The sequence below is a fragment of the Kribbella sp. NPDC003505 genome, from assembly GCF_040610875.1.
Classification (GTDB): Bacteria; Actinomycetota; Actinomycetes; order Propionibacteriales; family Kribbellaceae; genus Kribbella.
Window position 1 is genome coordinate 379,003 of the sequence record NZ_JBEXNA010000004.1, and the last position, 19,684, is coordinate 398,686.

General features: G+C 69.5%; 16 protein-coding genes and 1 tRNA gene. 12 read left to right on the forward strand and 5 right to left on the reverse strand.

Features of this window, described 5'->3' with window-relative positions; all coding sequences use genetic code 11:
• Nucleotides 1-42: 42 nt before the first annotated feature.
• Nucleotides 43-3,675 (forward strand): S8 family serine peptidase, encoded by a 3,633-nt coding sequence (locus tag ABZX12_RS15570; protein WP_355693570.1) that lies wholly within the window; start codon nt 43-45, stop codon nt 3,673-3,675.
• Between the two features lie 48 nt (nt 3,676-3,723).
• On the opposite strand, the gene ABZX12_RS15575 is transcribed toward ABZX12_RS15570, so the two are convergent.
• Nucleotides 3,724-4,701: a helix-turn-helix domain-containing protein gene (locus tag ABZX12_RS15575; RefSeq protein WP_355693571.1), complete on the reverse strand. Its 978-nt coding sequence runs from the start codon at nt 4,699-4,701 to the stop codon at nt 3,724-3,726.
• A gap of 545 nt (nt 4,702-5,246) precedes the next feature.
• Between ABZX12_RS15575 and ABZX12_RS15580 the strand changes: the two genes are divergently transcribed.
• Entirely contained in the window at nt 5,247-7,004 is a 1,758-nt protein-coding gene (locus ABZX12_RS15580) for a GAF domain-containing protein (protein ID WP_355693572.1), read from the forward strand.
• A 57-nt stretch (nt 7,005-7,061) separates the two neighbouring features.
• On the opposite strand, the gene ABZX12_RS15585 is transcribed toward ABZX12_RS15580, so the two are convergent.
• A tRNA-Leu gene (locus tag ABZX12_RS15585) sits at nt 7,062-7,145 on the reverse strand.
• Between the two features lie 171 nt (nt 7,146-7,316).
• Here ABZX12_RS15585 and ABZX12_RS15590 point away from each other — a divergent pair.
• From ABZX12_RS15590 to pknB, 6 genes are all read left to right on the forward strand, one after another.
• On the forward strand, nt 7,317-8,159 hold the full coding sequence (locus tag ABZX12_RS15590; RefSeq protein WP_355693574.1) for a DUF3662 and FHA domain-containing protein: 843 nt from the start codon (nt 7,317-7,319) through the stop codon (nt 8,157-8,159).
• A gap of 10 nt (nt 8,160-8,169) precedes the next feature.
• Nucleotides 8,170-8,652 (forward strand): FHA domain-containing protein, encoded by a 483-nt coding sequence (locus ABZX12_RS15595; protein ID WP_355693577.1) that lies wholly within the window; start codon nt 8,170-8,172, stop codon nt 8,650-8,652.
• Between the two features lie 10 nt (nt 8,653-8,662).
• Nucleotides 8,663-10,078, forward strand: coding sequence for a protein phosphatase 2C domain-containing protein (locus ABZX12_RS15600; protein WP_355693579.1), 1,416 nt, complete (start codon nt 8,663-8,665; stop codon nt 10,076-10,078).
• A 76-nt stretch (nt 10,079-10,154) separates the two neighbouring features.
• Entirely contained in the window at nt 10,155-11,552 is a 1,398-nt protein-coding gene (locus ABZX12_RS15605) for an FtsW/RodA/SpoVE family cell cycle protein (RefSeq protein ID WP_355693581.1), read from the forward strand.
• Nucleotides 11,549-13,003, forward strand: coding sequence for a penicillin-binding transpeptidase domain-containing protein (locus ABZX12_RS15610; protein ID WP_355693583.1), 1,455 nt, complete (start codon nt 11,549-11,551; stop codon nt 13,001-13,003). The genes ABZX12_RS15605 and ABZX12_RS15610 overlap by 4 nt, the downstream gene beginning before the upstream one ends.
• Nucleotides 13,004-13,140: 137 nt before the next feature.
• Entirely contained in the window at nt 13,141-14,982 is a 1,842-nt protein-coding gene (gene pknB, locus ABZX12_RS15615) for a Stk1 family PASTA domain-containing Ser/Thr kinase (protein ID WP_355693585.1), read from the forward strand.
• A 56-nt stretch (nt 14,983-15,038) separates the two neighbouring features.
• Here pknB and ABZX12_RS15620 read toward each other — a convergent pair whose 3' ends face one another.
• The gene (locus ABZX12_RS15620) at nt 15,039-15,656 is read right to left on the reverse strand and encodes an aminodeoxychorismate/anthranilate synthase component II (RefSeq protein WP_355693587.1); all 618 of its coding nucleotides are present in this window, start codon (nt 15,654-15,656) and stop codon (nt 15,039-15,041) included.
• Nucleotides 15,657-15,673: 17 nt separating this feature from the next.
• On the reverse strand, nt 15,674-16,444 hold the full coding sequence (locus ABZX12_RS15625) for a DUF881 domain-containing protein (RefSeq protein WP_355693589.1): 771 nt from the start codon (nt 16,442-16,444) through the stop codon (nt 15,674-15,676).
• Between the two features lie 99 nt (nt 16,445-16,543).
• On the opposite strand from ABZX12_RS15625, the gene ABZX12_RS15630 reads away from it, so the two are divergent.
• Nucleotides 16,544-16,804 (forward strand): cell division protein CrgA, encoded by a 261-nt coding sequence (locus ABZX12_RS15630; RefSeq protein ID WP_355475546.1) that lies wholly within the window; start codon nt 16,544-16,546, stop codon nt 16,802-16,804.
• 473 nt (nt 16,805-17,277) lie between these two features.
• Here ABZX12_RS15630 and ABZX12_RS15635 read toward each other — a convergent pair whose 3' ends face one another.
• The gene (locus ABZX12_RS15635; protein WP_355693591.1) at nt 17,278-17,724 is read right to left on the reverse strand and encodes an Lrp/AsnC family transcriptional regulator; all 447 of its coding nucleotides are present in this window, start codon (nt 17,722-17,724) and stop codon (nt 17,278-17,280) included.
• Nucleotides 17,725-17,805: 81 nt separating this feature from the next.
• On the opposite strand from ABZX12_RS15635, the gene ABZX12_RS15640 reads away from it, so the two are divergent.
• The 3 genes from ABZX12_RS15640 to ABZX12_RS15650 all read left to right on the forward strand — a co-directional run bounded on the left by ABZX12_RS15640 (nt 17,806) and on the right by ABZX12_RS15650 (nt 19,678).
• Nucleotides 17,806-18,399, forward strand: a complete 594-nt coding sequence (locus ABZX12_RS15640; protein ID WP_355693593.1) for a PQ-loop domain-containing transporter — start codon at nt 17,806-17,808, stop codon at nt 18,397-18,399.
• A 19-nt stretch (nt 18,400-18,418) separates the two neighbouring features.
• On the forward strand, nt 18,419-19,033 hold the full coding sequence (locus ABZX12_RS15645) for a hypothetical protein (RefSeq protein ID WP_355693595.1): 615 nt from the start codon (nt 18,419-18,421) through the stop codon (nt 19,031-19,033).
• A 120-nt stretch (nt 19,034-19,153) separates the two neighbouring features.
• Entirely contained in the window at nt 19,154-19,678 is a 525-nt protein-coding gene (locus ABZX12_RS15650; protein ID WP_355693597.1) for an EXLDI protein, read from the forward strand.
• The last annotated feature ends 6 nt before the right edge of the window (nt 19,679-19,684 follow it).

Here is a 19,684-nt window from a genome sequence, read left to right on the forward strand (position 1 = left end):
GAGGTGCGCCTGCCCCAAGCCTCTCGAAGGAGAATCCCGCCTATGTCCTCCCCCCGACGTGCCGCCGCGCTCACCACTGCGGCGGTCCTTGCGCTCGGCGCGGCGACGGTGATCCCGTCCGCCGCCGCCCCTCCCTCCGGGTCCGCCGCGGTCACGACGTCCGCGGTCACCCTGATCACCGGTGACGTGGTCGAAGTGACCGACGCCGGCGGCGGCAAGAAGGCCGCCACGGTCCGGCCGGCGGCCGGCCGCGAAGGCGTCTCGTTCCACACCGTCGAGGCCGACGGCGGGCTGCGCGTGCTGCCGAGCGACGCCGTCCCGTTCGTGTCCTCCGGCGTCCTGGACGTGGACCTGTTCGACGTCGACGAACTGATCGCCGACGGGTACGGCGCGGCCTCCAGCCTCCCGCTGATCGTCAAGGACACGCCCGGCGCCCGCGCCGCGCAGAGCCTCGCCGGTACGACGACCACGCGGCAGCTGCCCTCGATCGGCGGCCGCGCGCTGACCGCGGCGAAGGACCAGCTGCCGGAGCTGTGGAAATCCCTGAAGCCGTCCGTGGGCGCCCGGTCGCTGAACAGCGGCGTCACCAAGATCTGGCTGGACGGCAAGGTCCGTCCGGTGCTCGACAAGAGCGTGCCGCAGATCGGCGCCCCGGACGCGTGGAAGGCCGGGTACGAAGGCTCCGGCGTCCAGGTCGCCGTACTGGACACCGGCGTCGACGCGACGCACCCGGACCTGGACGGCAAGGTCAAGGAGAGCCAGGACTTCTCCGGCAGCGCGACCGGCACCGAGGACCACTTCGGCCACGGCACGCACGTCGCCGCCACGATCGCCGGCACCGGTGCGGGTGCCGGCGGTACCCGCAAGGGCGTCGCGCCGAAGGCCGACCTGCTGGTCGGCAAGGTACTCAACGACGACGGCTACGGCTACGACTCCTGGATCATCGCCGGGATGGAGTGGGCCGCGGCCGAGGGCGCGAAGGTCGTCAACATGAGCCTCGGCGGCGGCCCCACCGACGGCACCGACCCGCTCAGCCAGGCGGTCAACGACATCACCGCCCAGACCGGCACCCTGTTCGTGGTCGCGGCCGGCAACGACGGCCAGGACGAGTCGGTCGGTACGCCGGGCTCCGCGGCGTCCGCGCTGACCGTCGGCGCCGTCGACCGCGAGGACAAGCTCGCCGACTTCTCCAGCCGCGGACCGCGACTCGGTGACGCCGGCGTGAAGCCCGAGATCACCGCGCCCGGCGTCGGCATCATCGCCGCCCGCGCGACCGGCACGGCGATGGGCGGACCGGTCGACGACCTCTACACCTCCGCGTCGGGTACGTCGATGGCGACGCCGCACGTCGCCGGCGCGGCCGCGCTGCTCGCGCAGCAGCACCCGGACTGGAAGGCCGACCAGCTGAAGAACGCGCTGGTCAGCACCGCGAAGACGCAGCCGGACCAGACCGTGTACCAGCAGGGTTCCGGTCGCGTCGACCTGACCCGGGCGGTCGCGCAGAAGGTGACCGCCAGCGGCGTCGCCGACTTCGGCGTGGACACCGCTGAGGCCGGCACCCGGACCATCACCTACCGGAACGACTCCGGCAGCCCGGTCACGCTGAACCTCGCCATCCAGGTCACCAACCTCGACGACAAGCAGCCCGAGACCGACGGCTTCGGCCTGCCGGCGACCGTCACAGTCCCGGCGAACGGCACCGCCGACGTACCGCTGACGCTGGACCCGGCCAAGCTCGGCCGCGGCCAGTACAGCGGCTGGATCGTCGCCACCGGCGCCGACGGCGTCGTCACCCACACCGCGGTCGGCGCGCTCCGGGCCGGCCCCAAGCACAAGGTGACGCTGCGGGCGGTCGGCCTCGACGGTCAGCCCACCGGCGTCCCGGTGATCTCGCTGTACGGCGACAACTCGCGCTCCGACGTGCTGGCCTGGATCGGAGACGGCCAGACGTTCACCGCCGAGGTCGAGGAGGGCACCTACCTGCTGCACTCGCTGGTGGAGAACTACGACCCGCAGGACGAGCAGGTCAGCCTGTTCACCGACCCGAACGTCGTGGTCAGCAAGGACACCGAGATCGTCATCGACGCGCGGAAGGCGGTCCCGATCACGATCGAGACCCCGAAACCGTCGGAACAGCAGGCGATCCTGAGCTACTACGTGCACCGCGAGTACGGCAACGGCCGGTCGATCAGCCACGGTGTCATGCACTTCAGCACCGTCAAGCAGGTCAACGTGACCCCGACGAAGCCGGTCACGGACGGCAGCTTCGAGTTCTCGTCCCGCTGGCAACTCGTCGCACCCCTGGTCCAGGCGTCGGTGCAGGGGGTCCCCGGCCCCTTGGACATCAACCTCCTGCACCAGTCGCCGTCGTACGAGGGCAAGAAGCGGTTCCCGCTGGTGTACGCCGACTCGTCGCTGCAGGGTGTGAAGGGCGCCGTCGCGGTCCTGGACTCCAGCGAGGACGGCTGGGGGAACGGCAGCGAAGGGGACCAGATCGAGGCCGCCGCGAAGGCCGGCGCCGCCGCGGTGATCCTGGCCCGTCCGGCCGACTGGTCCGCGTGGACGGTCTGGCGTCCGGTCGGCGATCGCGAGCCGATCCCGGCGATGGTGACCACCTCCAACGACGGTCAGAAGCTGATCGCCCGCGCCAAGCAGGGCCGTGCCACGATCGACCTCACGCTCACCACGTCCAGCCCGTACCTGTACGACGTACAGCAGGTGTCGAGCGGGTTCATCCCGGCGAAGATCACCTACAAGGTGACGACGGCGAACAGCGCCCGGATCACCACGCGGTACGCCGACAACGGCGGGTTCAACTGGGCCAAGGAGCAGCGGTTCGGGTGGCGGCCGTGGCAGGAGTACGCGTGGAACGACTCCCAGCGGTTCGTCGAGACGCCGAAGGTTCGGGAGGAGTGGGTGACGTCGGGTGACTCGCTCTGGCAGCACCGCGTGCACCACCTGTACACGTGGGACACGATGAACCCGCTGGCCGGCGGTATGACGTCCGTACCGCGCAGCTACCGGACCGGTGTGTCGGACGAGACGTGGTTCGGTCCGGTCGTGCGTCCCGCGGCGGCGCCTGGTGTGCAGTCCACGCGCACCGGGGACCGGCTGTCGCTCCGGATTCCGGCGTTCGTCGACACTGCCGGGCACTACACGATCGGTGAGACCACAAAGGCGTCGGCGACCCTGTCACGCAACGGTCAGGTCATCGCCGACCTTCCGGACGCGTGGGAGGACGTGATCACCTCCAGCGCGGATGCGGCGTACAAGCTCGACCTGTCGACCGAGCGGATCGACAGTGAGGGCGAGTGGAACTGGGGTACCCGGACGCAGACCTCCTGGGAGTTCCGCTCGGCAAAGCAGGCCGAGGACAAGGCGGCGCCGCTGGCGCTGCAGCAGATCGACTACAAGGTCCCGGTCGACCTGACCGGCCGGGTCGGCGCCCGGACGCACGTCGTCGGTCTCGAGTCGCCCCGTGCGACCGCGCTGCAGGCCTGGGCCTCGTTCGACGAGGGCAAGACCTGGACGCGGCTCGCGGTGATCGGTGCCGGCGGCCACTACCTGGCCGTGGTCCCGAACGCCCACGACACCGTGTCGCTGAAGGTCGCAGCCACCGGCCCGAACGGCGCCAAGGTGACCCAGACGGTGATCCGCGCCTACGGCGTCCGCTGACTCACACGGGCCGGCGGCGGTTCCCCCTCCGCCGCCGGCCCGCGTGGCCTACAGCCAGTCGCGCTTCGCGGCCTGGAAGGCCAGGCCCGTCCGGGTGTCAACGCCTGCCAGGGCCATCAGCCGGTCCAGGCGGCGTTGGACAGTTCGGCGGCTGATCCCCAACTGGTTGGCGATCGACTTGTCCGGTACGCCGCCGACCAGCAGTGAAAGCAGCAACCGCTCCGAGTCGTCCAGGCCCTCCGACTCCTCAGCCTCATCGGACTGCAGACGGACCGGCGTCGCCAGCTCCCAGTAGCTCTCGAACAGCGCCAGCAGCGCGTCCAGCAACTGGCCGCGGCTGATGATCGCGGCGGACGGCTCCCCGATGCTCTGCTCCTCGTCGCGGACCAGCGGGCAGATCGCCGTCGACCGGTCCACGATCGCGATCCGGACCGGGAGCGTCGGCACCACCCGCGCCTCCTCGCCCCAGCTGACTCCCTCCGCGATCGAGTCCAGCTCACCGGGCGTCTCGATCAGCGCGCGCTCGTAGATCGCCCGGTACCGGACCCCGCGGGACAGCGCGCCGTACTCCTCGGTGTTGTCGGCGCCCTGCATCGCGAGCGGGTTCGCGCGGCAGAACCAGAGGATCTCCTCGCGGGCCGCGTTCTGCAGGTCGCGCAACCGCTCGCGGAGCGTGGCGGCGCCGACGATCACCTCGACCAGGTGGTGCGCGTCGCGCCGGCTCGCGCTGGCCCGGAACTCCTCGCTGAGCGCGGCCACGGTCTTCCGGGCCGCCTCGAGCGACTCCTGGCGCCGCAGCAGCGTCGTACCGAAAGCCACGTCCGGCGGCAACAGCCGGAACACCGGATCGTCGGCCGGCTGCACCGTCACCAGCCCCTTGGCCTGCAACCGCTGCAGCACCTCGTCGGCCTCCTGCTGCGGCAGCTCGGCGACCTCGGCAAGGTCACCGGCCCTGGCCGCCGCCAGTCCGACGAGCAGCCGGTAAGCCTGCTCCTCGCGTTCGTCCAGCAACGCACCGTCCGGCATCCACCCCACCTCCGAGCACCACCTAAGCAGGCATTCCAACGTGGAAGCGAGCATTTTCTGTCTGGCACTGATCAGCCACGACACATCTGGGTCATCACGAGCGGGGTGCGCCGCCGTCACTTCCGGGTCAGACGCCAGCGGAACTCGCCGCCGCCGAGGCAACCGCCCTGGAGAAGAGACCCATGATGAGCTTCACCGACTATGCCGGGATCGCCGGCCTGATCGCCGCAGCCGCCGTGACGATCTGGATGCTCCGCAACCACCGCGCCGACACCCCGACCGCCAGGCACCGCGGCGCGCCTACTCTGCGGCTACCACGACCGACGCACCCGGAGCGCGCTTCCTCGCGCGGTAGTAGGTGAGCCCGCCGTAGCCGTACATCGACAACCCGAGCGCGGCCATCACCGCGATCACCGGCGTCTCTTCCGGTCGCAGAGCAGCGACCACTTTGCTGGCAGCCCCGCACACGCTGGGCTATCGTGAAGTACAGAAGGTGCCCCGGTCCCCGGTACCGAGATTCTGTTCTGGGGGAGGCTCACGCTCGCGTGACTACGCCGGAAAACATCGCCTCTTCATGGGACGGTGGCGCACTCGAACCGGACACCCTGTCGCGCATCCGGTTGGACTCGCTACTGCAGGAGCTGCTCGGCCGCGTCGACGAGATCCTGGACGCCCAGGACCGCCTGCGCGAACTGCTGGACGCCGTGGTCGGCCTCGGCGCCGATCTGGATCTCACCAGCACACTCGAGCGCATCGTCCGGGCCGCGTGCAAGCTGGCCGACGCCAGGTACGGCGCGCTCGGTGTGGTCGACCAGGACGGTAGGCACCTGTCCCGGTTCATCACGTGCGGCGTCGGAGAGGACGAGATCGCGGCGATCGGGCCGTACCCGAAGGGCCACGGCATCCTCGGTCTGCTCATCGAGCACCCCGAGTCCCTGCGCCTCAAGAACCTGTCACAGCACCCGCGCTCGTACGGCTTCCCGGCCGGCCACCCGACGATGCGGAGCTTCCTCGGTGTCCCGATCCGGACGCGCGATCGCACCTTCGGGCATCTCTACCTGACCGAGAAGGCCGACGGTTCGGACTTCTCCGAGAACGACGAGCGCATCGTCCTGGCGCTCGCCTCGGCGGCCGGCGTGGCGATCGACAACGTCCGCCTCTACACCGACGCCGAACGCCGGCAGCGCTGGCACGAGGCCACCGCGCAGATCATCCAGCTGCTGCTCGACGACGTCGACCCCGAGAACACGCTGCGGCTGATCGTCCGCAAGGCCAGAGAGGTCTCCCGTTCGCAGGTCGGGGCGATCCTGGTGACCGACGACGACGATCTCGTGATCAGGGCCGTCGACGGCCCACCGGCCTTCGGGGCCTATGTTGGCCGCCGGTTCCCGGGCAGCGCTTCGTCGGCCGAGAACCTCATGGACGGCCGGAACCGCATCGTGTTCGAGGACCTCGCCCAGTTGGCCGAGAAGCACGGACTGCTGCCGCTGCTGCCCGAGGTCGAGGAACTCGGCCGGACGATCATCGCCCCGCTTCCGGCGGGCAGTGACCATGACGGCGGCTTCCTGGTGGTCTCGGCCGCTCGGGACGCCGTGCTCGGCGTGACGCCGGGCACGGACCTGCTGACCATGTTCGCGAACCAGACGACGCTGGCTCTCGACCGCGCCGAGGCCCACGCCGGCCGATCGCTGCTCACCGTGCTCGCGGATCGCGACCGGGTCGCCAGGAACCTGCACTCCTCGGTCATCGACCGGCTCTTCGGCATCGGGCTCCAACTCCAGGGCCTGCAGCGGCTGCTGCCGCCGGAAGCGGCGAGCCAGGTCGCGCGCTCGGTCGAGGACATCGACGTGTCCATTCGCGACCTGCGGGACGCGATCTTCGAGCAACGCCGGGCGCAGCAGCGCGGCTCGCTGAGCTCCGCGGTGACGGCGCTCGTCGACGAGTATGCGACCGCGCTCGGGTTCCGGCCGAGCTGCACGGTCAGCGGGCCGCTCGACGGCGCCTTGAGTCCCGACGCCGGGCAGCACCTGCTCGCCGTACTCCGAGAGGCGCTGTCCAACGTCGTCCGCCACGCCCGGGCCGCTGCCGTGCGGGTCGACCTCGCTGTCGGCACCGATTTCGTCGTCCTGCGGGTCGCCGACGACGGCATCGGCATCGGCCGCAGCGAGCGGCGCAGCGGCTTGCGCAACTTCGTCGACCGGGCGGCCGCGCTGGGCGGCTCGATCGAGCTCGGCCCGAACGGCGAGCACGGCACGGTCCTCGAGCTCCGCGCCCCGCGCACCCGCGGACCGGTGCGCGAGTGACATCGCTCTCGTCCGGCAACGAAAAAGTCCCGGTCGACTCGACCGGGACTTTCGTTGTGCGCGAGGGGGGAGTTGAACCCCCACGCCCTTTCGGGCACACGGACCTGAACCGTGCGCGTCTGCCTATTCCGCCACCCGCGCGCTGCCGCCTGAGATGATCTCCTGGCGACGAGGAGAAACAGTAGCACGGCTTCTGCCGGAGCTTCACATTGCGGGTTGGGTCGAACCTCCCGATACGATCGATCGTCGTACCCGGTGTGTCCGCCGTGCCGGTGGACGAGCGTCCGACGTACCGACCGTGGAGGAGGAGGCGTGCGACCGCTACAGCGCTTCGAGCGACGACTGGAAGGCATTGTGAGCGGTGTCTTCGCGCGCGCTTTCAAGGGTGACGTCGAGCCGATCGAGCTGGCGGCCGCCCTCAAGCGTGAGATCGACAACACCGCGCGGATCCTGTCCCGGGACCGCCGGCTGGTGCCGAACCACTTCACCATCGAGCTGGGCCCGGACGACTTCGAGCGGCTGAACGCGTACGGCCGGACCCTCAACCACGAGCTCGCCAACGAACTGCGGGACCACGCCGACATCCAGCGCTACACGTTCTCCGGGCCGATCGACATCGAGCTGGTCCAGCACGATGAGCTGCCGACCGGTAAGTTCCGGGTGGTCAGCGCCACGGTCGGGACGCCCCAGCGGCGCCCGTCCTACGAGCCCCAGCCCTATCAGCAGGAGCCCTACGTGCCGCCGAACGAGCCGGTCGTGCAGACCCCGCCACCGCCGCAGCAGTACCAGCAGCCCCCGCAGCAGCCGGCCCCGCGCCGCGGTGGGCACCCGCAGGTCATGCTCGAGGTGAACGGCCGCCGCCGCCCGGTCAACCCGCCCGGCGTGGTGCTCGGCCGCGGCACCGACGCGGACATCCAGATCAACGACCCGGGCGTGTCCCGCCGGCACGCCGAGATCCGCCTGATGCCGGAGGGCCCGGGCGGGATCCGCGTCGTGCTCGTCGACCTCGGATCCACCAACGGCACCCTGGTGAACGGCCGCCGGACCACCGAGGCCGAGCTCGTCGACGGTTCGACGGTCCGGATCGGCAATACGACGATGACGCTGCGTCTCGCGGACGAGCCGATGGCCCAGCCGCCGAGCAGCGGGTGGTGACTGACCTTCTATGTCGGAACTGACCCTGACCCTGATCAAACTGGGGTTCCTGGCCCTGTTGTGGATGTTCGTCCTCGCGGTGCTGTCCGTGATCAGGTCCGACCTGTTCGGCGCGAAGGTGGACAGCCGCGCCGCCGCTGCCGTCGTACCGCAGACGTCCCGGACGCCGAAGCCCGCGAAACCGGCCAAGAAGCGCAAGGGTCTGCCCGGCTCGCTGACCATCGCGGACGGCCCGCAGGCCGGGGTCGGTGCGTCGCTCGCGGACGAGCCGGTGATCATCGGCCGCGGTTCGGACTGTCAGATCCGCCTGGACGACGACTACTCTTCCACCCGGCACGCCCGGGTCTTCCAGTCCGACGGCCAGTGGTGGGTCGAGGACCTCGGCTCCACCAACGGCACGTACCTGGACGGCCAGCGAGTCACCCGCCCGGTTCCGGCCGAGATCGGCGGTTCGATCCGGATCGGCCGGACGACGCTGAACATCGCGAAGTAGGCCTGCCTCGATGACCCTGTCGCTCGACTACGCAACCCTCTCCGACGTCGGACGGGTGCGCCGCAACAACGAGGACTCGGCGTACGCCGGTCCGCACCTGCTGCTGCTCGCCGACGGGATGGGCGGTGCGGCCGCCGGTGAGGTGGCCAGCGCGGCGGCGGTCCAGGTGATCCGGCGGCTGGACACCGCGGAGATCAGCGGCGAGGACATGATCGAGGCGCTGGCCGGCGCCGTGCACCGGGCCAACGAGCGGCTGTCCGAGCTGGTCGAGGAGGACCCGGAGCGCGAGGGCATGGGCTCGACCGTGACCGCCCTGATGTTCGACGGCAAGCAGCTCGGCCTGGCGCACCTGGGCGACTCCCGGGCGTACCGCCTGCGGGACGGCCAGCTCTACCAGCTGAGCCACGACCACACCTTCGTGCAGTCGCTAGTCGACGAGGGCCGGATCTCCCAGGAGGAGGCCTTCACCCACCCGCACCGGAACCTGATCCTGCGCGTCCTCGACGGCCGCCCGGACTCCGACCCGGACCTGGAGATCCTCGACGTCCGGGCCGGCGACCGGCTGATGCTGTGCAGCGACGGCCTGCCCGACTACGTCAGCGACGAGGTGATCGCGGCCTCGATGGCCTCCGGTACGCCGGACTCCGTCGTCGTCGAGCTGATCACGCACGCGCTCGAGGCCGGCTCGAACGACAACGTCACCTGCGTCGTCGCGGACGTCGTCGAGACCGAGCCCGCGAGCGGTGTCCGGCCGCAGCTGGTCGGCGCTGCCGCCGAGTTGGCGCAGGGCAGCACGGGTCGCGGTGAGCCGACGACCGCGGTCCGCGCCGGCGGCGGTGACGGCCATGGCGGCGGTCACGGCGGTCACGGCACGGCGCTCGACCCGGAGGAGCTGCGGTACGCACCGCGGCCCCCGAAGCGGTTCCCGTGGCTGCGGCGGATCGCCGTGCTGGTCGTGATCCTCGGCCTGATCGGCGGCGGCGCCTGGTTCGCGTACAGCTGGACCCAGAAGCAGTACTACGTCGGCACCGACGGCGACTACGTGGCGATCTTCAAGGGCGTCGAGGCGGATCTGCCCGGCCTGTCGCTGTCGAAGGTGTACGAGCGGCAGGCGCTGCAGGTCGACAAGCTCCCGACGTACAGCCGGGAGCAGGTGGAGGGCAACATCCAGGCGGACAACCTGGCCGGTGCGCGGTCGATCGTCGCCGAGCTGCAGCACACCGCGGCGGAGTGCGCCGCCAAGGTCAAGCCGACACCGACCCCCAAGCCCTCGACCACGCCGGCGAAGCCCCCGGTCTCCACGCCGGTCTCGAAACCGCCCGTCTCGAAGCCGCCGGTCTCCTCGCCGCCCGCGTCGACGGCCCCGACCGGTACGGCGTCCCCGAGCACGCCGGTCGACCCCGACGACTGTGACGGGGTCCGATGACCGAGCGGAGCGAGGGCATCAAGACAACACAGCGTGCTCGTGCCTCATCGGCGCCCGGAGCGAAGCGAGGACGTCGATGAGTATCGCGTCCACCTCGGTCATCCAGATCATCCCGCGGACCAGGCGTGGGGTGGAGCTGCTGCTGCTCGTGATCGCGATCGCGGTCTCGGTCGGCGCGTACGTGAACATCGGTATCACCGTGCAGAACGCGGTCCCGGCCAGCACCGGGTACTACGCGGCCGGGATAGGCCTGCTGGCGCTGATCGCGCACCTCGCCCTGCGGTACCGGGCGCCGTACGCCGACCCGGTGCTGCTGCCCTGCGCCGTACTGCTGAACGGCCTCGGCGTCGCGATGATCCACCGGATCGACCTCGGCCTGGCGCTCGTCGCCGAGGCTCGGGGGAACACGCCGAAGGCGGCCGCGGCGCCGCAGCAGATCACCTGGACCGCGGTCGGCGTCGTGCTGTTCCTGGTCGTCATCCTCGTGATCAGAGATCACCGCCGGCTGCAGGCGCTGACCTACACCGCCGGCCTGGCCGGTCTGGTGCTGCTGGTGCTGCCGCTGATCCCAGGCCTCGGGGTGAACCTGAACGGCGCCCGGATCTGGATCCGGCTGGCCGGCATGTCCTTCCAGCCCGGTGAGTTCGCGAAGATCTGCCTGGTCGTGTTCTTCGCCGGCTACCTGGTGGTGAAACGCGACGTCCTCACACTGGCGGGGCACCGGTTCCTCGGGCTCGACCTGCCGCGGGCCCGCGACCTCGGGCCGATCGGCATCGCCTGGGCGGTCAGCCTGGGCGTGCTGGTGTTCGAGAGCGACCTCGGTTCGTCGCTGCTGTTCTTCGGCCTGTTCCTGTTCCTGCTGTACGTGTCCACCGAGCGGGCCGGCTGGCTGATCATCGGTGGCCTGCTGTTCGCCGGCGGCGCCATCTTCGCCTACACGACCTTCGGTCACGTGCACCGCCGGGTCACCGACTGGCTGGACCCGTGGGCGATCGACGGCGGCCAGGTGAAGCTCGGGCTGATGGGCCAGGCCTGGGGCGGCATCCTCGGCCGCGGCCTCGGGCAGGGCCACCCGGAGGCGACGCTCTACTCGCAGAGCGACATGATCATCTCCTCGTTCGCCGAAGAGCTCGGGCTGACCGGCCTGATCGCGATCCTGCTGGTGTACACGCTGATCATCGAGCGCGGCCTGCGCACGGCCCTCGGCTGCCGGGACATCTTCGGCAAGCTGATCGCGACCGGCCTGGCGATGTCGTTCGCGCTGCAGGTGTTCGTGATCGTCGGCGGCGTCACCGGGCTGATCCCGCTGACCGGTCTGGCCACCCCGTTCATGGCCCTCGGCGGTACGTCGCTGGTCGCCAACTGGGCGATCATCGCGCTGCTGCTGCGGATCAGCGACCAGGCCCGGCGCCCGCAGACCCCGGCCGCTCCCGTGTCCGACGAAACGATCGCAATGGCGGTGCAGAAGCAGTGAACTCGGCGATCCGGCGCTTGGCGGTTGCGGCAATCATCCTGATGCTCGCGCTGATGGCGAACTCGACGTACCTGCAGGCGTTCCGGGCGAACGAGATCAACGGCCGCAACGACAACAACCGGGTCCGCGACTCGCAGTTCTCGGTGAACCGCGGCCCGATCCTGATCGGCAGCACGCCGGTCGCGCAGAGCAAGCCGTCCGACGACCGCTTCAAGTACCAGCGCACGTACGCCAGCGGCCCGGTGTACGCACCGGTGACCGGGTTCTACTCCTACCTGTTCGGCCGCGGCGGCATCGAGCTGACGATGAACGCCGAGCTGAACGGGTCGGACCCGTCGATGGCGTTCCGCCGGATCATCGACGTGATCAGCAACCGGCCGCAGCAGGGCGGCAGCGTGACCTTGACGCTGAACGCCGCCGCCCAGCAGGCGGCGTACAGCGGTCTGGCCGGCAAGACCGGCGCGGTCGTGGCGATCGAGCCGAAGACCGGGCGGATCCTGGCGATGGCGAGCCGCCCGTCGTACGACCCGAACCAGCTCGCGTCGCACGACAGCGAGAAGGTCGGCGCGGCCTGGAAGAACCTGAACGCCGACAAGGACAAGCCGCTGTCGAACCGCGCGGTGCAGGAGCTGTATCCGCCGGGGTCGACCTTCAAGCTGGTCACCGCGGCGGCCGCGCTGTCCAGCGGTAAGTACACGCCGGAGAGCAAGGTGAACTCGCCGGCCGAGCTGCCGCTGCCGCAGACCACGGTCCCGCTGGTGAACGAGGACGGCAAGAACTGCGGCGGCAGCAACAACGCGACCCTCACGATCGCCCTGCGCTACTCCTGCAACACCGCGTTCGGCACCGTCGGTATGGATCTCGGCCCGGACGCGCTGCGCGAGCAGGCCGCGAAGTTCGGCTTCGGCGCCCGGCCGCTGACCGAGCTGCCGAGCGTGGCCACCAGCCAGTTCCCCGGCGACCCGAACGAGCCGCAGACCGCGCAGTCCGCGATCGGCCAGTTCGACGTCCGGGCCACCCCGCTGCAGATCGCGATGGTGGCGGCCGGGATCGCGAACAAGGGCGAGGTGATGAAGCCGTACCTGGTCCAGAACGTGAAGACCCCGGACCTGAAGACGGTGTCCGAGACCAAGCCGGAGTCCCTGCACCAGGCGGTCACCCCGCAGGTCGCGTCCCAGCTGACCGCGATGATGGTCGACGTCGTGAACAACGGCACCGGTAAGCCGGGCCGGATCGACGGCGTCCAGGTGGCCGGCAAGACCGGTACCGCGCAGACGACGAAGGAGCGCCCGCCGTTCGCGTGGTTCACCGCGTTCGCACCCGCCGACGACCCGAAGGTGGCGGTCGCCGTACTGATCGAGGACGCGAACATCGCCCGCAACGACATCGCGGGCGGCACCTTGGCGGCACCGATCGCCAAGAAGGTGATGGAGGCGGTGCTGGGCCAGTGAACAGCCGGTGAGCACCATACGGAATGATGCGATCACAGTGCGTCTTTCCAACGGGGATCCACGTGTGGCGGCCGCTACCGTGGGCAAGTTGAGTGTGGTTTTCGTGTCTAACGCAGACAGGTTGGAAGGCTGAGGTCATGACATCGCAGGCACGTCTCGTCGGCGGCCGGTACGAAGAAGGCGAACCGCTCGGCCGCGGCGGCATGGCCGAGGTCCGCAAGGGTGTCGACAACCGGCTCGGCCGGAGCGTCGCGATCAAGCGACTGCGGATCGACCTGGCCAGCGACGCCACCTTCCAGGCCAGGTTCCGCCGCGAGGCGCAGTCGGCCGCATCGCTCAACCACCCGACGATCGTCTCGGTCTACGACACCGGCGAGGAGCCGGACCCGAACGGCTCCGGCGTCACCATTCCGTACATCGTGATGGAACTGGTCACCGGCAAGACGCTGCGGGACCTGATCCGCGAAGGCCGCAAGATCATGCCCGAGCGGGCGCTGGAGATCACCTCCGGTGTGCTCGAGGCGCTCGACTACAGCCACCGGGCCGGCATCGTGCACCGCGACATCAAGCCCGGGAACGTGATGCTGACCCCGCAGGGCCAGGTCAAGGTGATGGACTTCGGCATCGCCCGCGCGGTCGCCGACACGTCCTCCACGATGACCCAGACCGCGGCCGTGATCGGCACCGCGCAGTACCTTTCCCCGGAGCAGGCCCGCGGTGAGACCGTGGACGCCCGCTCCGACCTGTACTCCACCGGCTGCCTGCTGTACGAGCTGCTCACCGGCCGGCCGCCGTTCGTCGGCGAGTCGCCGGTCTCGGTGGCCTACCAGCACGTCCGGGAGCAGCCGCTCCCCCCGTCGTCGTTCGACCCCGACATCCCGCCGGAGGTCGACGCGGTCGTCCTGAAGGCGCTCGCGAAGAACCGCGAGGAGCGGTACCAGAGCGCCTCGGAGATGCGCGCCGACATCCACCGGGTGCTGGCCGGCCAGCAGGTGACCGCACCGATGGGGGCGATCGCGGAGACCCGGTCGATGGCCCCCACCGTGATGGCGGCGGCCGCGACCCAGCAGTACCGGCAGACGTCCGCGAACGACCTGCTGCCCCCGGGTGGCGACGACCTGGACGAGGAGCAGGACTCGCGCTCCCGCCGCAACCGCGGCCTGGCGTACTTCCTGCTGGGTCTCGCGATCGTCGCGGTCGCCGTCGGCGCGTACGCCCTGTTCTCGAACATGAACAAGGACAACAACGCCGGCGGCGGTACGACGGCCACGCCGCCGGCCAAGGTCGCCGTGCCGGATGTCAGCGGCAAGTCCGTTGCCGACGCGACGGCGCTGCTGGCCGAGAAGGGCCTCAAGTTCGCGCTGGGCCCGTCGGAGGCCAGCGACACGGTCGGCCGCGGTTCCGCCATCCGGCAGACCCCGCAGGCAGGCACCGAGGCCGAGCAGGGCTCGACCGTCACCGTCGTGTTCTCGTCCGGCCGGAGCGCGTTCCCGGTGCCGAACGTGATCGGCATGTCGGAGTCGAAGGCGCGGCAGGCGCTCAAGGAGTCCAGCGGCAAGTTCAAGGTCAACGACGACGTCAAGGAAGCCGACAGCGACCAGAAGAAGGGCGTCGTCATCGCGATCAGCCCGGACCCGAACGGCTCGTACGCGTCGGGGACCGAGTTCACGCTGACCGTGTCCAGCGGTGTCGAGAACATCGAGGTGCCGAACGTCATCACGCAGACCCAGGACGACGCGACGAAGACGCTGAAGGACCTCGGCTTCCGGGTCGGGTACGCCTCGGCCGACAACCCGAACGCGCCGGACCAGACCGTTCTCCAGCAGAGCGTGAAGGGCGGCACCAAGGCGGCCAAGGGTTCGCTGATCACGCTGACGATCAACAACCACCAGGAGCAGCCGACCCCGCCGCCGTCCTCGTCGACGCCGACGGACACCCCGACGGATCCGAACACGCCGCCGATCACGATCGGCGGCTGACCGGCGCAACGACAGAACCCCGGAGCGGTCGCTCCGGGGTTCTTCGGTTCTGATGGCTAGTTGACGACCGGGGCCAGGCCGGCGGAGCGGGCGACCGCGCCCTCGTCGCCGCAGATCTCGAGCCAGTTGGCGAGCATCCGGTGGCCGCCCTCGGTCAGCACGGACTCCGGGTGGAACTGGACACCCTCCACGGGGTAGTCGCGGTGCCGGGCCGCCATGATCACACCGGCCTCGGTGCGCGCGGTCACCTGAAGCTCGTTCGGCACGCTGTCCTGCGCGATCGCCAGCGAGTGGTACCGGGTCGCGGTGAACGGCGACGGGAGACCCGACAGCACGCCGGCCCCCTCGTGGAACACCTGGCTGGTCTTCCCGTGCAGCAGCTCGTCGGCGCGGCCGACGACGCCGCCGTACGCGACACCGATCGCCTGCAGACCGAGGCACACGCCGAAGATCGGGACCTCGCTGCCCTTCTCCTTCACGATGTCGACACAGGCGCCGGCCTCTTCCGGCGTACCAGGGCCGGGGGAGAGCAGCACACCGTCGTACTCGCCGACCTGGTCAGGCGTGACTTCGTCGTTGCGCAGCACCGTGGTGTCGGCCTGCAGTTGCTGCAGGTACTGCACCAGGTTGTAGACGAAGGAGTCGTAGTTGTCGACGACAAGGATCCGCGGCATGCGGACCATTGTGACAGCTATCGGCCCGAGGCAGTGGGACTGACCGACGGGGTGCGGTCGAAGCCCGGGACCGTGGCGCTCTGCAGGTCCAGCGTGCCCTCGTAGGCCGGCATCGAGATCGACGACTCGTTCTTCACGTCGTACCCGAGCTGGAACTTCACCACGTAGTCCTGCAGGTTCTCGATGTACTGCGAGTCGTCGAGCGCCTTCTGCAGCTTCCGCCGGTCCCCGATCGCGGTGATCTTGTACGGCGGGAGGTACGGGACGCCGTGCAGGACGACGGAGTTGCCGACGCACTTGATCCCGGTCGTCGAGATGACCCGGTGGTTCTGGATCGAGATCGCGTCGGCGCCGCCGGCCCAGAGCGCGTTCACCACGGCCTGGATGTCCTGCTGGTGGATCACCAGCCAGTCGGCGTCGACGTCCGGGTTCTCCTTGACCACGTCGGACGGCGCGTCCTTCAGCGTCACGGTCAGCCCCGGCCCGGTGACCGGCGTCGTGCCGACGGCGTCGGACAGGTCCTTGAGCTGCTTGGCCAGCGCGGGGTCGATCGAGCCCTGCTGGGCCTGCAGCTTCTCGATGTCCTGGGTCAGCGCCGCGTGCTGGCGGACCAGGCTGGCGCTGCGGCGGCTCTGTTCCTCCACGAGGCCCGCGAGCGTAGTGTTACGGCTGGGTCGCAGGTCGGTGCCCCGGGCGTTGGTGGCGCTGGTCGCGAACAGCAGACCGGCGCACAACAGCGCCAGTGGCGCACCCGCGCGCCACAACGAAATCCGCCTCAACCTACGCACCCGTGATCTCCACATTGCTCTCTGCACTACGCTAACCCGGAACCGGACCCCAAAAGGTCCGCAGCGGTCAGCTTATGCGTCCTTACAAGGAGTTCAGTCGTGCCCGAGTCGAGCAGTCGCAACAAGAAGAAGACCGAGAAGGTCAAGGCGGAGAAGACGCCGAAGAAGCCGCGCACCACCAGCCGCGTGTGGGTCGCGCCGCTGATGCTCGCCTGCTGGCTGCTCGGACTCGCCTGGCTGGTCGTCTTCTATGTGGCCGGCCAGGACATCCCGGTGATGGACGACCTGGGCAACTGGAACCTGCTGATCGGCATGGGCCTGATCGCGGTCGGCTTCGTCGTCTCCACCCAGTGGGTCTGACCGACCCACTGACCGACCACTGACCGACCTTCTGCGGCAGATCTCAGCCGGTCACCGGGCGCAGCCGGCCGAGGTCCGCTCCTCCTGAGCTGACGCATGCCCCACAGCAGTCCGTCTCAGGGCAAGCCCACGCTGCGGGACGACGTCGGCGGTTTCGAAGAGGCGTTGGCCGCCGGAGTGACCGTCTCTTGCAGCTCGACAGTGCATATACGCCCACTGCCCCCGTGGTGGATGGATAGCTAGGCGTGCTGGCGGTGGCGGTGGGCCTATACGTACTGTCGAGCTGCCGATCGAGGCAGTGGTCTAGACGGGTGCCTGGCGCCCCGAGAGTTATCCACATCAGTATCCCCAGTTGTGCACACCGATTCGGCGGGGTTGTCCCCAGGTTGTTCCATACTTCTCCACCGAATCCACCGGAAACCGGGCTGAATCTGTGGATAAGTCAGGTTTAGCGACGCGAGTTTCCACACCGTTCATGTCGGGAGCGGGCGGTTGTCCACCACCTTCTTCATCACGATCGTCGACGTCAGCCGCTGAACACCCGGCAGTCGTGCGAGCCGCTCGTCGCGCAGTTTCTGGAACGCTGCGATGTCCGCGGTCGCGACCCGGACGAAGTAGTCCGGCTCGCCGAACAGTCGCTCGGCCTGCACGACCTCCGGAATCTCCGCCAGCCCGGCCTCGAACCCGGCGACCGACTCCTCACGGTCCATCGTCACCGCGAGCAGCACCTCGAACCCCCGCCCGAGCGTCGCCGCGTCCACCACGGCGCGATACCCCCGGATCACCCCGGACCGCTCGAGCTCCCGCAACCGCCGATGACACGGCGCGGCACTCAACCCGACCCGTTGCGCGAGTTCGGTGACGGTCAGCCGGCCCTCGTCCTGGAGCACAGCAAGAATCGTTCGATCAATCGCGTCCACGGGATGAATCTTATCCACGGAGGCCGATACTGAGCATGAAGTCGCAAGAATCCATCTCATAATCAGCAGTAATCTTGCGCCATGCTCGACTTCCTGCCTGTTGTCGCCGCCTGCTTCGGCATCCCGCAGTACCTCCCGCAGATCCTGAAGCTGCGCCGTACCGGCGATGTCGCGGGTGTCTCGTGGTCGTGGGCGACGCTGACCTGCATCAACAACGCGGCATGGTTCGGCTACTTCATGGCCTCCGGGTACTGGACCGCGAGCATCCCGTCCACGGCCGCGTCCGTGCTGGCCGGCACCGTCTCGGTCCTGCTGGTACGGCGCGGCGCGCTGAACCGCGGCGCGATCGGCTGGATCGCCGGCTGGGTCTTCCTCCTGGTGGTGGCCGCCGCGGTCGGCGGGCGCATCGGGCTGGGCACGTTGCTCGCCGCGGCCTCGATCATCCAGGTGACGCCGTCGCTGTGGACGGCGTACCGGACTGTTCGGCCGACGGGTATCTCGGTCGGTACGTGGCGGCTGGTGTTCGGGGAGCTCGGCTGCTGGTTCGTGTTCGGTCTGTGGCAGTCCGACCTACGCCTGGTGACCCTCGGGGCCACCGGGGTGCTGGCGAGTTCGCTGATGCTCGCTCGGGTGTGGCGGGCGGGCGTAACGTCGAAGTGCCAACTAGCGGCCTGAGAGACGGGGAGGGTCTCACATGTTCGTTCAGGTCATTCAGGGGCAGGTCACCGACGCCGACCAGGCGCACCAAGCGATGGATCGGTGGATGGAAGAACTGGCGCCCGAGGCATCCGGCTGGCTGGGGACCACGGCCGGTGTCACCGCGGACGGCAAGTTCATCGCGCTGGCTCGTTTCGACTCCGCCGACGCCGCGCGGCGGAACAGCGACAGCCCGGCGCAGGACAAGTGGTGGCACGAGTTCACGTCGCTGCTCAGCGACGGCAACGCCACCTTCCACGACACGGAGGACGTCGTACTGGATGTGCACGGGAATCCGGACTCGGCCGGCTTCGTGCAGGTGATGCAGGGCGCCGGCAGCAACCCGGAGCGCGCGCGGGAAGTGATGGGGCAGCACCGCGACGAATGGGCCGCGTTCCGGCCCGAGGTCCTCGGCAGCGAGGTCGCCATGTACGACGACGGCGACTACACGATGGCGATGTACTTCACCACCGAGGCCGAGGCCCGCGCGGGTGAGCGCAAGGAGGTGCCGCCGGAGCTGCAGGCGGACATGGACGAGATGAACAGTCTCGCCGCCGGCCCGCCGACGTTCTACGACATCGAGCACCCCTGGCTCTACTCGCCGTCCAAGTAGCGCGCGTCCTCGAGGCGGCCGCGACGGATCCCGTCGTGGCCGCCTCCACTTCTACGTAGAGCTATACGTAGACATCTGCGTACCCATGTGCGTATAGTCCTACGTAGGAGGAGACACGCGATGCCGAACAAGACGATCTACGTGTCCGACGACGACCTGCCGCTGTACAAGCGGGCCCAGGAGCTCGCCGGCAACCTGTCCTCGGCGATCTCGATCGCACTGCGCAGGTACGTCGAGATGGAAGAGGGCCGGCTCGAGGGGTACGACGAGATCACCGTGCGGGTGGGCCGGGGCACCGGCCGCAAGCAACGGTTCTCCGGCGTGCTGCTCGCCGAAGGCGGCCGGTCGAGCAAGGACGGCTACGAGGCCTTCAAGGTCTACCGCAGCCGGACCGGCAAGTTCGTCCTGCACGCGGACCGCCGCAGCCAGTTCAAGCAGAACGCCGACGACGAGCGCTACCTGACCGGGTGGCGCTCCTGGGTCGGCAACTGGAGCACCGACCAGTCCTGGAGCATGGCGCAGGGTGAGGCCACCCTGCACGTCGTGGACACGGTCGAGGAGCTCCGCGCCCTGATCCCGGAGGACCTCTACACCCTGGTCGAGGAGGCCGCCGAGCAGCCGGCGGTCGAGGACCTCGACATCTAACTGAAC

Bases quoted from the DNA above. Each gene is read 5' to 3' on its own strand.
- ABZX12_RS15570 (WP_355693570.1), top strand. From the start codon at position 43: ATGTCCTCCCCCCGACGTGCCGCCGCGCTCACCACTGCGGCGGTCCTT.
- ABZX12_RS15645 (WP_355693595.1), top strand. From the start codon at position 18,419: ATGTTCGTTCAGGTCATTCAGGGGCAGGTCACCGACGCCGACCAGGCG.
- ABZX12_RS15620 (WP_355693587.1), bottom strand. From the start codon at position 15,656: ATGCCGCGGATCCTTGTCGTCGACAACTACGACTCCTTCGTCTACAAC.
- ABZX12_RS15650 (WP_355693597.1), top strand. From the start codon at position 19,154: ATGCCGAACAAGACGATCTACGTGTCCGACGACGACCTGCCGCTGTAC.
- ABZX12_RS15605 (WP_355693581.1), top strand. From the start codon at position 10,155: ATGAGTATCGCGTCCACCTCGGTCATCCAGATCATCCCGCGGACCAGG.
- ABZX12_RS15595 (WP_355693577.1), top strand. From the start codon at position 8,170: ATGTCGGAACTGACCCTGACCCTGATCAAACTGGGGTTCCTGGCCCTG.
- ABZX12_RS15640 (WP_355693593.1), top strand. From the start codon at position 17,806: ATGCTCGACTTCCTGCCTGTTGTCGCCGCCTGCTTCGGCATCCCGCAG.
- pknB (WP_355693585.1), top strand. From the start codon at position 13,141: ATGACATCGCAGGCACGTCTCGTCGGCGGCCGGTACGAAGAAGGCGAA.
- ABZX12_RS15600 (WP_355693579.1), top strand. From the start codon at position 8,663: ATGACCCTGTCGCTCGACTACGCAACCCTCTCCGACGTCGGACGGGTG.
- ABZX12_RS15575 (WP_355693571.1), bottom strand. From the start codon at position 4,701: ATGCCGGACGGTGCGTTGCTGGACGAACGCGAGGAGCAGGCTTACCGG.